At 67.4% G+C, this 13,239-nt stretch carries 13 protein-coding genes; 4 read left to right on the top strand and 9 right to left on the bottom strand.

What is annotated here, in order from left to right:
- Positions 1-17 precede the first annotated feature (17 nt).
- Positions 18-665 carry a DedA family protein gene (locus AC5RWT_RS27800; protein ID WP_494083015.1) on the top strand — a complete coding sequence of 216 codons (648 nt, stop codon included), beginning with the start codon at positions 18-20 and terminating at the stop codon, positions 663-665.
- 71 nt (positions 666-736) lie between these two features.
- The gene (locus AC5RWT_RS27795; RefSeq protein WP_494083014.1) at positions 737-1,549 is read left to right on the top strand and encodes a TspO-related membrane protein; all 813 of its coding nucleotides are present in this window, start codon (positions 737-739) and stop codon (positions 1,547-1,549) included.
- A gap of 146 nt (positions 1,550-1,695) precedes the next feature.
- Here the strand turns inward: AC5RWT_RS27795 and AC5RWT_RS27790 are convergent, their stop codons facing one another.
- The 3 genes from AC5RWT_RS27790 to AC5RWT_RS27780 all read right to left on the bottom strand — a co-directional run bounded on the left by AC5RWT_RS27790 (position 1,696) and on the right by AC5RWT_RS27780 (position 2,870).
- Positions 1,696-2,004: a hypothetical protein gene (locus AC5RWT_RS27790; RefSeq protein ID WP_493969720.1), complete on the bottom strand. Its 309-nt coding sequence runs from the start codon at positions 2,002-2,004 to the stop codon at positions 1,696-1,698.
- A 195-nt stretch (positions 2,005-2,199) separates the two neighbouring features.
- Positions 2,200-2,520 carry a DMT family transporter gene (locus tag AC5RWT_RS27785; RefSeq protein WP_494083013.1) on the bottom strand — a complete coding sequence of 107 codons (321 nt, stop codon included), beginning with the start codon at positions 2,518-2,520 and terminating at the stop codon, positions 2,200-2,202.
- Positions 2,517-2,870 carry a DMT family transporter gene (locus AC5RWT_RS27780; protein WP_493969718.1) on the bottom strand — a complete coding sequence of 118 codons (354 nt, stop codon included), beginning with the start codon at positions 2,868-2,870 and terminating at the stop codon, positions 2,517-2,519. The genes AC5RWT_RS27785 and AC5RWT_RS27780 overlap by 4 nt, the downstream gene beginning before the upstream one ends.
- A 387-nt stretch (positions 2,871-3,257) precedes the next feature.
- Between AC5RWT_RS27780 and AC5RWT_RS27775 the strand changes: the two genes are divergently transcribed.
- The gene (locus tag AC5RWT_RS27775) at positions 3,258-5,381 is read left to right on the top strand and encodes an amylo-alpha-1,6-glucosidase (RefSeq protein ID WP_494083016.1); all 2,124 of its coding nucleotides are present in this window, start codon (positions 3,258-3,260) and stop codon (positions 5,379-5,381) included.
- A gap of 75 nt (positions 5,382-5,456) precedes the next feature.
- Positions 5,457-6,497: a glycosyltransferase family 4 protein gene (locus AC5RWT_RS27770; protein WP_494083012.1), complete on the top strand. Its 1,041-nt coding sequence runs from the start codon at positions 5,457-5,459 to the stop codon at positions 6,495-6,497.
- Here the strand turns inward: AC5RWT_RS27770 and AC5RWT_RS27765 are convergent.
- The 6 genes from AC5RWT_RS27765 to AC5RWT_RS27740 all read right to left on the bottom strand — a co-directional run.
- Positions 6,494-8,065, bottom strand: a complete 1,572-nt coding sequence (locus AC5RWT_RS27765; RefSeq protein ID WP_494083011.1) for an aldehyde dehydrogenase family protein — start codon at positions 8,063-8,065, stop codon at positions 6,494-6,496. The two genes, AC5RWT_RS27770 and AC5RWT_RS27765, sit on opposite strands and share 4 nt — an antisense overlap.
- Positions 8,062-8,832: an HD domain-containing protein gene (locus tag AC5RWT_RS27760; protein ID WP_494083010.1), complete on the bottom strand. Its 771-nt coding sequence runs from the start codon at positions 8,830-8,832 to the stop codon at positions 8,062-8,064. The genes AC5RWT_RS27765 and AC5RWT_RS27760 overlap by 4 nt, the downstream gene beginning before the upstream one ends.
- A 42-nt stretch (positions 8,833-8,874) precedes the next feature.
- Positions 8,875-10,191: an NAD(P)/FAD-dependent oxidoreductase gene (locus tag AC5RWT_RS27755; RefSeq protein ID WP_494083009.1), complete on the bottom strand. Its 1,317-nt coding sequence runs from the start codon at positions 10,189-10,191 to the stop codon at positions 8,875-8,877.
- A gap of 2 nt (positions 10,192-10,193) precedes the next feature.
- Complete coding sequence (locus tag AC5RWT_RS27750) at positions 10,194-10,514, bottom strand: 2Fe-2S iron-sulfur cluster-binding protein (protein WP_494083008.1); 321 nt, start codon at positions 10,512-10,514, stop codon at positions 10,194-10,196.
- A gap of 24 nt (positions 10,515-10,538) precedes the next feature.
- Positions 10,539-11,342 (bottom strand): SDR family NAD(P)-dependent oxidoreductase, encoded by an 804-nt coding sequence (locus AC5RWT_RS27745; RefSeq protein WP_494083007.1) that lies wholly within the window; start codon positions 11,340-11,342, stop codon positions 10,539-10,541.
- Positions 11,343-11,455: 113 nt separating this feature from the next.
- The coding region (locus AC5RWT_RS27740) for a PEP-utilizing enzyme (RefSeq protein WP_494083006.1) at positions 11,456-13,239 on the bottom strand (1,784 nt) is incomplete at its 5' end.

Genomic DNA, 13,239 nt, shown 5'->3' with positions numbered 1-13,239 from the left:
CCCGATAGATTGGCCCAATGGAGATTCCCGAGGGACCGCTGCAGTGGGTGTACTATCCCATGACGCTGCTGCTGGTCGTCCTCGACGCCGCGATGCCCGCCTCGCCATCGGAAATGATGGTCATCGGCGGCGGCACCCTGCTGGCCGACGGCGAACTGATCCTGCCGCTGGTCGTGGTGGCGGCGATGCTGGGCAGCTGGCTGGGCGACCTCCTGCTCTTCCTGCTGTTCCAGCGCGGCGTCAATTCCTGGCTCAACCGCTACAGCTGGGGCCGGATGATCGACCGCGGGGTAACACTGGCACTGAGCAAAGCCGGCGAGTCCTCCACCTATGCAGCAGTGGTGGCTGCCCGCTTCATCCCCGGTGGCCGGACAGCATCGGTGGCGGCCTCCGGCCTCGCGGACGTACCGTTCAAGCCGTTTCTGCTCGCTTCGGCCACCGGGTCAGTGCTGTGGGCCGTCTGGATGATTGGGCTGGGCTTCGTCGCGGGAAGGGTCTCCGCCTTCCCGTTCTGGATCAACATCCTGATCGGGACTGGTGTGGGCGTCGTGGTGGGCTCGGTTATTGCTGCGGTCATCGGGTTGCGGGGCCGCCGCGCCAGCCGCCGCGGCGCGGCGTCCGTCCGCGAGACGTCCTCGCCCTACCCGACGCTAGGAGCCGAGTGAAGCCCGATTCCACCGCCCTTCAGCCCGTCGGGACAACAGCGAAGCCCTTGTTCGGCAGAATCCGTGCCGTCATGGCAACCGACGTGGCACGGCAGTGCGCGGTGACCGTCTCGCTGCTGCTCTGCCTGCCGGCCGGAATGCGCGGTGCGGGCTTGCTGGGCGGGACCGGAATCAAGGATGCCGCTTCCGGTGCCTTCGCCCCCGACTTTACGCTGCTGGCACTGGAGTCGCGGGCGTTCAGCGTCTGGGGCGTGATTTACCTTGGCCTGGTGGGCTACACGATGTTCCAGTGGTGGCCAGCCGAGCGTTCCTCACAGCGGCAGCGCAGCATCGGCTGGGCGGTCGCCGCCTCGATGCTGCTCAACGCGGCCTGGATTCTGGCAGCACAGGCGGGCAACATCGGGCTGACGTTGGTACTGATTCTGCTGCTGCTCACCGCGCTGGCGTGGGTCATCTACGGTTTGACCCGCTACCCCACGCCCTATCGGGTGGACGCGCTGCTGGTGGACGGGCCGCTGGGGCTCTACACCGGCTGGGTGTTGCTCGCCTCGGCCGCCAATGCTGCCAGCTGGCTGTCAGTCCGCGGGATCAACCTGTTGGGCTGGGGCGAGGACATTTGGGCGGTCATCGCGGTGGCCCTTGTCTCGGTGGCCGGCGCGGTGGTCGCCATGACCGGCCGCGGCCGGGTTTCCACTGTCCTGGCCCTGGTCTGGGGGCTAGGCTGGCTGACCTTCGACCGCTTCCTGGGCGATCCGCAGGCAGCGTCGGTGGCCATGGCCGCGGGTTTTGGACTGTTCTTCGTGGTGGTCTGCGGCATGTCCCGGCGTTTCCACGTGGGCCATGCGGAACGCCGCGCGCTCCGGCGCGGTGAGCCATTGGGCTGAGTAACCCCAGCAACCAACGACGGCGGACGTCCGGGTTGCGCGGCGCACGTCCCGGTTCCGCGCTGCGGCAGTTCCCGTTCCGCGCGGCGGACTTCCCCGCTGTGCGGGGATGCCGTTGCCGGCCCGTTCCCTGACACCGCGGAGGTTCAGCCGACCGGAGCCCACTTGCCACGCGAGCGCCGCAGCACGGTGAGCCGTGCAGTGGTCGCGACTTCTTCCACGGCGTGGCGCATGTTCGCTCCTGCTTGCAGCGCTTGCCGGTTTTCGGCTTGGTAGGCGTTGGCGTCAACGGTGAACCGGACCGTGATCCGCGGGACGCCGGCCACGATGTCCACCTGGTTTGCCTCCACAATGTGGGCTGCACCAACGGCAGCCACCGCTGCCTCCATCACCGCTTCCGGATGGTTTCCAGGCCGCAAACCGGTGACGTTCAACTGAGCGCGGAAAGACGGCATCCCTCAACTTTAGCCGCGTCCCACCCGCATGCCTCGGCGGGACCTCCGCCCAGAGCCGCGTCGCTCCACCCCGGGTCGACCTCCGCCCGAGGGCGTCGCTTCTGGCCCGCGTCGGTCGTGCGGGTCGAATGTCGGGGCGCACGGAGGTCGAATGTCAGGACGAACCCTGCTCAGCGCGAACGTGCACGGCGGGCCTCAGGGCGATCCGAGTTCTATCAGCAGCACGCCGGCGCCGATCAGTACTATTCCTGCCGCCATCAGCTTGGTGAGCGGTTCGTCGAACAGGTACTTGCCGGCCAGTGCCGTCAGCGCTACCCCGCAGGCGGTCCAGACTCCATAGGCAATCCCAATCCCTAATCCTTGGCGAAGGGCCAGCGAAAGGCAGCTAAAGGCAATCAGGTAGCCGAAGACAACGGCCAGCAGCCAGGCTCGGCGGCCGTCGATGCTGGCTCGCAGCGACAGGGTAGCGGCAACCTCCACGAAGATTGCGATACTCAGGAAGACCCATGCCATCATTCGGCCGCCTGGTCGGAGCGGCGCACCGACGCCCGGTGCCCTCCCCATTGCACGAGCACCACTCCGGCCACGGCCAACGCCATGCCGGCCACCATGAGCGCTGTGAGTGGTTCGTGGTACAGGATGGTTGCCAGGACAGCGGTGAGGGCAACGCCGAGCGCGCCCCAGATGCCGTAGGCAACGCCCACGGGCACTCCCGCGCGCAGGACGGCAGCCAGGAGCGTGAACGACACGACGTAACCGCCGACGACCACGGCGTACATCGCCGGGGCATCCAGGGCCGCCTTCAACGACAATGACGCTGCCACCTCACATACGATTGCCCCTGCGAGGAGCAGCCAGTTCTTCATGTATCGACCTCCGCCTCCCAGCACAGCAGGTTCTGCGGCCCATTGCACGCCGGGAGCCGGCTTCGCCAGGAGAACCCGGCGGGCGGAGGTCACGTTCGCCCCGGAAGGAGCGGTGGGGGGGAATCATCGGGCGGTCATCTTGACGTACTGATCCGGCAGAACATCAAATAAGAATGAAACCGCTGAAGACGGCCAGCCGGAAGCTGCCTCTTTCAGCAGCAGGTTTCGCCACCAGGGCCCGCTGTGCGCAGTTCAAGAGAGCCAACTGTGAAAAAGCAACTCCTCACCCCTGAATCCCCCGACCAACAAGCTGCTCCGCCGGAGCCGGCACAGCCTGGCACTGGCTGGAACGCCGATACGGCGTCCGGACCGCCGGGCGCCGGTGGCGTGGTCACGGTGGTGGAAGGCTCGTCCTTCTGTATCTCCTCGGCCGGCGGCGACATCTTTCCCGGTCTGACGCAAGGCGCTTTTTACCAGGACACGCGGATCGTGTCCGGATGGTGCCTGACCGTCAACGCGCTTCCACTCGAACCCCTGCTTTCCCGCGTTTTGGAGCCATACCGGGCGCGCTTTGTGGGGCGGGCCCGCCGCGCAGACGGGCTTGCCGACTCGCAGTTGGTGGTCGAACGCGAACGGCTCACTGGCGCCGGCCTGCGCGAAGACCTCGTCGTGACCAATCATTCGGCGCTGCCGGCGGAGTGCGTGCTGGAACTGCGGGTTGAAGCGGATTTTGCCGACCTCTTCGACGTCAAAGGCGGTCGGGCGGCACCTCCCGCGCAGCTGCTGCGGCAGGTCCGCGATGATGAACTGCTGCTCGAGGCCATCCGCCGTGGCCGCCGGCGGGGCATCCTCGTGCACGGGCGGGGCGCCGACGTCAACGAGGATGTGCTCCACTTCGAGGCAGTCATCCCGGCGCGCGGAACGTGGTCCACCAGCGTCATTGTCACCCCGCTGGTGGAACAGGACCTGCCTGCCGAGCCGTTTGTGGCCACTGGCTCCATCTCCGATCTTGAAGCGGCACGCCGCCACCGCGACTGGGAGAAATCAACCCCGCAGCTGGACGTGGGCAATGCCGACGTCGAAGCGGTCCTGCGACGGAGCCAGGAGGACCTCGGGGCCCTGCGGATCTTCGACCCCGCTCATCCTGGCCGCGCCGTGGTTGCCGCCGGCGCCCCCTGGTTCATGGCCCTCTTCGGCCGGGACTCGCTGCTTTCGGCGTACATGGCGCTGCCCGTTGACCCGTCGCTGGCACGCGGAACGCTGGAGACGCTCGCCGCCCGGCAGGGCAGCGAGGTCAATCCCGACACCGAGGAGGAGCCTGGACGCATTCTGCACGAAGTGCGTCTGGGGGTGACCGCCGGGGTGGTTCTGGGCGACCGCGCCGCGTACTACGGCACGGCGGACGCGACTCCATTGTTCGTCATGCTGATGTCTGAGCTGAACCGCTGGGGCATGGAGAAGGAGGTCCTGCAATCGCTGCTGCCGCACGCTGACCGGGCCCTGGGGTGGATCCGTGACTTTGGGGACCGCGACGGTGACGGTTTCGTGGAATACGACCGCGCCACGCCCCACGGGCTGCTCAACCAGGGGTGGAAAGATTCGTGGGACGGCATCAACTTCGCGGACGGCCGGATGGCCGAGCCGCCAATCGCCTTGTGCGAGGTGCAGGGGTATGTGTACGGCGCCTACATCGGCCGCGGACTGCTGGCTGCAGCGTCCGGCGAGCAGGACCTGGCCGCCGAGTGGGGGCGCCGCGCGTCGAGGCTGAAAGAGGAATTCAACGAGCACTTCTGGCTCCCGGACAAGGGGTACTACGCGGTGGCCCTGGACGGGCACAAGCGCCCGGTGGACGCCTGTGCTTCCAACATGGGGCACTGCCTCTGGACGGGCATCGTCGATGACGACAAGGCAGCACAGGTGGCCGCCCGACTCATGTCCCCCGAGATGTTCACCGGCTGGGGGATCCGGACGCTGGCATCTGACATGGGCGCCTACAACCCGGTCAGCTACCACAACGGCTCCGTCTGGCCCCACGACAGCACCTTGGTCGCCAGCGGCCTGATGCGCTACGGCTTTGTCGACGAGGCCCGGAGGGTGGCAGCCGGGCTCTTTGAGGCCGCCGTGTGCTTCGGCGGACGGCTGCCCGAACTGTTCTGCGGTTTCGACAGAAGTGAGTACGAGGTTCCGGTGCCCTACCCCACGTCCTGCTCGCCGCAGGCGTGGGCTGCCGCCTCGCCCGTCCAACTGATGCGCATGCTCCTGCGCTTGGACCCGTATTTCCCGGCCGACGAGCTTTGGCTGGATCCTACGCTGCCAGCGGACTTTGGTTCGTTCCGCGCGGACAACCTGCTGCTCGGAAAATCACGTGTCTCCCTATCCGTCACCGGGGAGGATTTCGCGCTGGAGGGTTTGGCTCCCGACGTGACGCTGCGTCACGGTACGCGGTCGCCGCTGGCGGAACTGCTGGCGCTCGGCGGTCAGGAATCGCGTGGATTGGAAAATTTGCCCTAGGCCAATTGCCTGCAGTCCGCCTCGCCACCCCGGCCGCGCCGGCGTAAACTGGTTTTCCCAAGCAATGGAAGGCCGATGATGCGCATCGGGCTGATTGCAGCACCTTGGATCCCGGTTCCGCCCCTCGGCTACGGCGGCACTGAACAGGTGGTGGACACCCTCGCCCGCGGTTTCATGGATGCCGGCCATGACGTGGTGCTGGCGGCTGCAGCCGACAGCAAGTGCCCCGTTCCCTTGGTGCCCGGCACCGAGCCCTCCGACCCGAATGCCGTTGGAACCAATTGGTCCGAGCTTCACCACATCATCCGGGCGTATGAAGGGCTGGACGGGGTGGACCTCATTCACGACCACACGTTGGCGGGGCCGCTGTACCGGGACCGGCTGACGACGGTTCCGGGGGTCACAACCATCCACGGCCCACTGACCACCCAGCTGGCCGCGGTCTATCATGCCGCAGCCCGGCATGTTGCAGTCGTGGCCATCTCGAGGCGGCAGATTGCCGGGTCCGGGATTAGAGCGGCCGCGATCATCCACCACGGCATCGACACCACCACCGTGCCGGTGGGCGGCGGCAGGGGCGGATACGCCTGTTTTCTGGGCCGGATATGTCCCGACAAGGGCATTGCCCAGGCCATTGCTATTGCCCGATTGGCCGGGATCCCGTTGAAGATCGCCGCGAAAATGCGCGAGCCGTCGGAACAGCGGTATTTCCACGGGGTCATTGAACCCATGCTGGGACCGGATGTGGAGTTCCTTGGCGAAGTCGGCGGCGACGACAAATACCGGCTGCTGGGCGAAGCGATCGCCCTGCTGAATCCCATTCAGTGGACGGAACCTTTCGGCCTCGTCATGATCGAAGCCCTGGCGGCCGGCACCCCGGTGGTCTCCACACCGCGGGGAGCTGCCCCTGAAATCGTCGAGCCGGGCGTCACCGGGTTCCTGGCCCGGGAAGATCGGGAGCTGGCCAGACTTCTGCCGCAGGCGACATCACTGGACCGCCGCGCCTGCCGGGCCGCGGCCGAGCGCCGCTTCAGCGCGGCCCGGATGACGACCGACTACCTGAATTTCTTTGAGCGGCTGCTGGCCGGGGACGACGCAGTGCGCGCCCCGGCTTAGCGCCGGTGAATCGACTTGTAGCTCAGGTAGGCGTTCAGCCCCTCAATGCCGTATTCGGTGCCCAGCCCTGAGTCATGCCGGCCGCTGAACGGAGCGGAGTGGTTCGAAGCGAAGAAGTTGATTCCCACCGAGCCGGTGTCCATCCGGTCGGCGACCGCGAGCGCCGCGTCCTGGTCCCGCCCGAACACGATGCCGCCCAGGCCGAACTCGGTGTTGTTGGCGAGTGCCACAGCATCGTCAACGTCTGTGTACTTCATGACCGTGAGCACCGGCCCGAAGACTTCCTCGCGTGCAATCCGCATACCCGGTGTCACGTCGGCGAACACCGTGGGCTCCACGAAGTAGCCGCCTTCGAGTCCTCCGCCGAGCCGTGCGGCCCGCCCGCCGGTGGTGGTCCTGGCTCCATCGGCCTTGGCCGACTCCAGGTGGTCCAGCACTGTCCGGTACTGCGACTCGGTGGCCGACGGCCCGAAAACGGTGGCCGGGTCCAGCGGGTCGCCCTGGACGCCGGCAGCGATGGTGGCCGTCACCATCTCCACCACCTGGTCATAACGCGACGCCGGGGCCAGGATGCGGCTGGAGATGTAGCAGGTCTGGCCGGTGTTGCGCATGCAGGAGCGGATCAGCACCTTCGACATGTCGTCCAGGTCGGCGTCGTCGAGCACCACCGCGCTGGATTTGCCCCCCAGCTCCAGGGTGACCGGACGCAGCAGGTCGCCGCAGGCGGCTGCGATCTTTCGGCCCACCGGAGTGGAACCCGTGAAGGCCACCTTGTCCACGCCGGGATGCTTGACCAGGGTGTCGCCAAGCCGGCCGGATCCGGTGACCAGGTTGACCACGCCGGCCGGCACTCCTGCGGCGGCCACGGCGTCCACGATCAACCGGAAGGACAGCGGTGTGGGCGAGGCCGGCTTCATCACCACCGTGCAGCCCGCGAGCAGGGCAGGCGCCAGCTTGATAACCATCAGGTTGATCGGAAAGTTCCACGGCGCGATCAGTCCGCACACCCCCACCGGATCCCGGCGCACCACTGACTCGCCGCCGCCAAGGGGGAACGGCCGCACGTCCTCGCGCTCCAGGTACTCCGCCAAGGTGGCGAAGTAGCGGAAGATGCCGGCGGCGTTCGCGGCGGCGCCGGAGGATTCGGAGACCGGCGAGCCGTTTTCCCGGGTGTTGGTCAGCGACAGCGTCTCGACCCGTTTTTCCACCTCGTCGGCGATCCGCAGCAGGAACGCCGCGCGTTCTGACGGTGCCAGCTTCGGCCAGGGCCCGTCGTCGAAGGCCTGGCGGGCGGCGGCCACGGCCGCGTCAATGTCCTCGGCGGTGCCGTCGGGTACCGACCCCCATACCTGGCCGGTGGCCGGGTCTGTCACCGGGTTGCGGCCGGTACCGCGGGCGCGGACCCAGGCACCGTTAATGAAGACGTCCTGAACATGGGTGTACGGCAATTCGAGGGCCTCGCGGGCGGCCAGCGCGGGCGCCGTGGGGTCCGGGAACGCTGCTGTGGTCGCGGCGGACGACGCCTGTGCTCCCCCAGGTGCCGTGGCGGCCGTATTCGGCGTGCTCATCGGATGACTCCTGTCTTCAACAGCGCCCGGGAACGCTCCAGGTCGGCCGTACCCATGGCAACGGCCGCCTCGGTGATCAGTTCCGGGATGATTTCGGTGCCCAGCCGGTCCGTGTAGACCGCCGGCGTCATGCCGAACCAGGACGAGGCCAGGGCTATGCCGGCGTGGTCGAACCGCCACAACCGGTCGGCGTCGCGAACCAGAGCGTCTTCCAGGGAATACGCCACGTGGCGGGTGTCGTGCCCGTCGATGATCTCGCAGACACGGTCGATAAAACCGGCGGAGTAACCCAGGCCCGGCAGCACCCGGCGCGCCACCTTGCAGCCCTCGGCCTCGTGCTCGAATCGGATGGCTGCCTTGCGCCAGTCGCCCGAGAACCCTTCGGTGAGGATCCTCGACTCGTCCACGTGTGCCCAGCCGGTGTCGTGCAGCAGGATGGCCACCCGAACAAGGTCCGCGTCGGCCTCCGGGTACGCCCGGCACAGCCGCTCGGCAAAGGCCAGCGAGATGGGCAGGTGGACGTCGTTGCCGCGGGTGCGGGTCTCCTGCACCACGGCACGCCAGATCGGGTCCAGGTCGCCGGTTGCGGCGGGGGTGAGCGCGATTGGAGTGGTGTCCACTGCCCCGGTGGCCGGCACCGGCCGCACCGGGTACTCGGCGGAGAAGGCTTGTGCGCGCGGATCGCCGGCATGGTTGGACGGCTCGGCGCCAGCCCACGCGGGGGCCTTGTCTGCGGCCTCCGGGGTTTGGGTCTCGGGTGTGCTCATGGATAGGTCTCCTTGTGGTGCTGGAACGCCGTCAGCGGCAGCTCAGCCGTCGGTTGCGATGGTCTTGAGGACGACGGCGGGATCCGCTGCGGCGTCCGCGGGGATGTTCTGGCCCTTGGCCAGTGCGTTCTTGACCGCCATGAAGTCCAGTGGAGCGTTGACACAGTCCGCGGCAATGATGCGGCCGCCGCGGTAGTACAGCACGGAGAACTTGCCGCGCTCCTCATCGCGGCGGACCACGGTCTGGTCGTAGCCGATGGTGAGTCCGGCGATTTGCAGTTTCAGGTCGGCCTGGTTGGACCAGAACCACGGAATGCCCGCATAATCCTCGCGCCGGCCCACCAGCGAGTAGGCGGCCACCTTGGCGTGTTCGATCGCGTTGTTCACGCTCTCCAGCCGGATGCGCTCGCCCTCGGGCGAGCCGGGCAGGGGGTTGGGCATGTTCGCCACATCCCCCACCGCCACCGTGGTTCCGTCGGACGCCAGCGCGTGCCGGTCAACGACAATGCCGTTGTCCACCTCCAGGCCCAGCTGCTCGGCCAGCTCGGTGTTCGGCACCACGCCGATGCCGACCAGCACCAGCTGGGCCGGCACCTCGGTGCCGTCTTCCAGCCCGACGCCGGACACCCGGCCGCCGCCGTCGTCGGCCGGAACCAGCTGTTGGATCCGGGCATTGAGGCGGATGTCCAGGCCGCGTTCGCGGTGCGCAGCCAGGAAGTAGTCGCTGGTCTCTTCGCCCACCGCCCGGCCGATCAAACGCGGGCCGTACTCGAGCACGGTGACGTTCTTGCCCATCGCGTGCAGGCTGGAGGCAGCCTCCAGCCCGATGAAACCGCCGCCGATCACGACGGCGTCCTGCACACCGTCCAACTGGGCCTTGAGCGCCAAGGCGTCGTCGGCGTTGCGCAGGTAGACCACACCGGCAAGGTCCGCGCCGGGCACCTGCAGTGTGCGGGCGCGCGCACCGACGGTCAGCGCCAGCCGCCGGAAGGGGTACTGCGCGCCGGAGGCGGCATGCGCCACGCCGGAGCCGTCCGCTTCCTTGTCGATCCGCTCGATCCGCTCGCCCTTGACCAGGGCCACGTTGTGGTCCTGCCAGTACTGGTTGGACCGGAAAATCAGCGATTCGCTCTCCACCTTGCCCTGCAGGAACTCCTTGGACAGGGCCGGGCGCTGGTAGGGCCGGTGGTCCTCCTCGCCCAGCAGGGTGATGTGCTCATCGAAGCCGAGCGCGCGCAGCGACACGGCCAGCTGGACTCCGGACTGGCTGGCGCCGATGATCAGCAGCCCGGTGCGCACGGCGCCGTCCGCTGCTTCGGCGGGCGCCGCCGTCGTCGTGGTGGTGGTGGTGGTTTCCATGATCAGATCTGCGTTTCCGGGGTAGTGACGTACAGGTCCTGGCCCTCGCAGAGCTTCAGCTGGCAGGACAGGCGGGAATTGTCCTCGCGGTCCACGGCCGTTCCGTAGAGCATCTCGTCCTCCATCTCTTCCATCTCGGGAAGCTGCGCCAGGGAGTCCTCGCGGACGAAGACGTGGCAGGTGGCGCAGGACAGCGAGCCGCCGCATTCGGCGACGATGCCCGGCACGCCGTTGCGCACCGCGGTTTCCATGACCGAGTCTCCGGGGTTGCCTTCGACGTCGCGGACGGCGCCTTCAGCGTCGGTGAAATGTACCGTAGGCATGGTTCTCCTTCGGGTTGCAGTGGTTCAGATGAACTGGCGGCCGCCGTCGACCACCATGGTTTGTCCGGTGATGTAGGAACTGTCCGGCCCGGCCAGGAAGAGCGCGGCGCCCACAATGTCCTCGGGCTGGCTGGGGCGTTTGAGCGCGCCGCGGTCCACACCGTAATCCTCTGCGTTCTCCATCAGCCCGTAGCTGGCCTCCGTGAGCGTGAAGCCGGGGGCGATCGCGTTCACAGTGATGTTGCGCCGGCCCAGTTCCTTGGCCAGCACCCGGGTCATCGACACCACGCCGCCCTTGGACGCAACGTAGTGCAGCCACTGCTCCGAACCGGAGTAAATGGTGGCGGACGACAGGTTGATGACGCGGCCGCCGTCGGGCAGGTAGGGGCTGGCGGCGCGCGTCACCAGCCACGGGCCTTTGAGGTTCACGTTCATCACCAGGTCCCATTCGGCCGGGTCGATGTCCTCGAACGGGGTGCGGGTCACCGTTGCGTAGATCGCGGCGTTGTTGAGGACGACGTCGATGCTCCCCTGCCCGAAGTCGGCGCACTGCCGGGCCAGGGCCTCGGTGGAGGCCACGTCGGTAACGTCGGCTGCGAAGGCTTCGGCCGCGGCTCCTGCCTCGCGGACCAGCGCGGCAGTTTTTTCGGCACCGGCCAGATTGGTGTCGGCCGCTGCCACCCGGTAGCCGCGCGCGGCGAAGCCCAGGGCGAAGGCACGGCCGAGTCCGCCGGCGGCGCCGGTGATCAGCACCGTCCGGGTCCCGGACCCCGGGGCAGGGTTGCCGGCGCCGGGAGCGGCTGTTGCATCGTGGGGAGGCTGTGTCATCGTCAAACTTTCAGGTCGGGAGGTGCCGGACCGGGGGCCGCTGGAAACGGGACCCCCGGGCCGGCACGGGGTTGGCCTTGAGTGGTTACATTCCACCCGGTCACGGAACGAACTCAGGCGTGGCTGTGTGCTCCCGGACCGGCGACGGCCGGATGGGCGGACTCCTCAGCGTCCAGGATCTGCACGGTGCCCTTGGTGCCGTCCACCCGCAGCCGCTGTCCGGTCTTGATGGTGGTGGAGGCCGACCCGGTGCCGGTTACTGCCGGCAGGCCGTACTCGCGGCAGACGATGGCCGCGTGGCTCATCATGCCGCCGATGTCCGTGACGGTGGCCTTGATCTTGCCAAAGATCGGCCCCCAACTCGGCGCGGTCACCGTGGCCACCAGGATCTCGTCCTGCTGGACCTCCGAGAGCTGGTCGGAGTCGTGGATAACCCGGGCATAGCCTTCCACCACGCCGGGGGACGCAGCCATGCCGCGCAGCCCGCCGCCTTCCACCTCTTCGCCCTCGCCCAGCCACTGCTGGACCTGCTCGGTGGTGATGCCCCAGAGCATGCGGGTGAACGGTTCGGTGATGGAGGCCGGCGGCGTGTTCAGCGCCGGTGCCGGCCGGGCGGTCTTGAGCGCGTCCACGATCTTGCGGCGGCGCTCGATTTCCTCCGGCCAGTAGGTGGGACCGATCGGCTCGGCGCCCACGCCCCAGCCGGTGACCAGGTCAAAGAGCGCGTCGCGGACTTCGTTCCGGTTCAGGTAGAGCAGGTCGTCCGGTTCGGTCCAGAAGCCTTCGGCGTGCAGCATCCGGGACAGCTCCCGGATCTTGCGCCAAAAGACACCCATGGTCCAGTGCTCAATGTAGAAGTTGTGGTTTTCCACGTACGGGTACGCGGTCGCGGCCAGCTGCCGCTTGGCGTCGAACGCGGCCAGGGTCTCGCCGTCGAGCAGCTCGCGGTATTCCTCCACGATGCGTTCCTTCTCCGCCACCAGTTCCTCGACCGGGCGCATGATCTGCTGGCCTTCGTCCAGCCGGCGGATGTAATCGGCAATGTAGCCCAGCGGGATTTCCTGGTATTCGTTCCAGTACTTGTCGTGCCCGTAGAAGCCGTTGCCCACGGTGAAGTTGAACCACGGGTCCTTGGCTTCTTCGTACCGGGCGATCCAGCGGTCGCCGCCCTCGGAGGCGCTGATCGCGGCCAAGGTGGCCTCGACGTCGTCGGTATTGCCAAAGGCGGACTGCAGGCCCAGCTCCACGGCCAGCGAGGCCAGGTGCTTGAGCTCGTCGTCCGGGCGGAACAGCTCCATGTCCACGCCCTGCACCATGGTGGCAATCGACTGGTCAGGGATGTTCGGGAAGACTTCCTTGCAGAAGTTGAAGAAGTCCAGGTAGGCGATGTAGCCCAGGTTCAGGAACTCGAAGTGGTACTGCCAGTTCCGGTACGCCAGCTGGATCAGCCGGTCATAGTTCTCCAGCAGCACCTCGGAGCCGTCCATTGCCTTGCCGGTGGTGATGTCGTCCATCGGCACCATGTCCGGCAGCTTCTTGAACGAGATGGTTTCCATCTCGTCGATCGTGGCGCGCACCTTCACGTGCCACTGCTTGAGCAGTTCCTCCCAGTTTTGGAAGTAGTGGCCCACCCGCTGCTCGAAGTGCGGGACGCGGTCGGCGATCTGGTCCTCCGGCACCGGAATCGGCGACATGTAGAGGTAGCCCAGGTGCACCCGGAATTCGATGCCGTTGGCGTTGGGGATCATCAGGTGCCGGGCGTTGTACTGGCCCAGGCACTTGACCGCGAATTCGCCGCCAATGGTCTCGAACGGCTTGTAGACGGTGGGCCAGTGCTGGCTGTCGCAGAACCAGAACTTGGCGTCTTCCTGTTCCTTGAGCTTGTCCTGGAACACCA

The sequence above is a fragment of the Arthrobacter sp. Dra40 genome, from assembly GCF_059091905.1.
The sequence above is the reverse complement of the archived record's forward strand: the minus strand, read 5'-3'. Positions and strand labels throughout refer to the sequence as shown.

Bases quoted from the DNA above. Each gene is read 5' to 3' on its own strand.
- AC5RWT_RS27800 (WP_494083015.1), top strand. From the start codon at position 18: ATGGAGATTCCCGAGGGACCGCTGCAGTGGGTGTACTATCCCATGACG.
- AC5RWT_RS27795 (WP_494083014.1), top strand. From the start codon at position 737: ATGGCAACCGACGTGGCACGGCAGTGCGCGGTGACCGTCTCGCTGCTG.
- AC5RWT_RS27790 (WP_493969720.1), bottom strand. From the start codon at position 2,004: ATGCCGTCTTTCCGCGCTCAGTTGAACGTCACCGGTTTGCGGCCTGGA.
- AC5RWT_RS27785 (WP_494083013.1), bottom strand. From the start codon at position 2,520: ATGATGGCATGGGTCTTCCTGAGTATCGCAATCTTCGTGGAGGTTGCC.
- AC5RWT_RS27780 (WP_493969718.1), bottom strand. From the start codon at position 2,870: ATGAAGAACTGGCTGCTCCTCGCAGGGGCAATCGTATGTGAGGTGGCA.
- AC5RWT_RS27770 (WP_494083012.1), top strand. From the start codon at position 5,457: ATGATGCGCATCGGGCTGATTGCAGCACCTTGGATCCCGGTTCCGCCC.
- AC5RWT_RS27765 (WP_494083011.1), bottom strand. From the start codon at position 8,065: ATGAGCACGCCGAATACGGCCGCCACGGCACCTGGGGGAGCACAGGCG.
- AC5RWT_RS27760 (WP_494083010.1), bottom strand. From the start codon at position 8,832: ATGAGCACACCCGAGACCCAAACCCCGGAGGCCGCAGACAAGGCCCCC.
- AC5RWT_RS27755 (WP_494083009.1), bottom strand. From the start codon at position 10,191: ATGGAAACCACCACCACCACCACGACGACGGCGGCGCCCGCCGAAGCA.
- AC5RWT_RS27750 (WP_494083008.1), bottom strand. From the start codon at position 10,514: ATGCCTACGGTACATTTCACCGACGCTGAAGGCGCCGTCCGCGACGTC.
- AC5RWT_RS27745 (WP_494083007.1), bottom strand. From the start codon at position 11,342: ATGACACAGCCTCCCCACGATGCAACAGCCGCTCCCGGCGCCGGCAAC.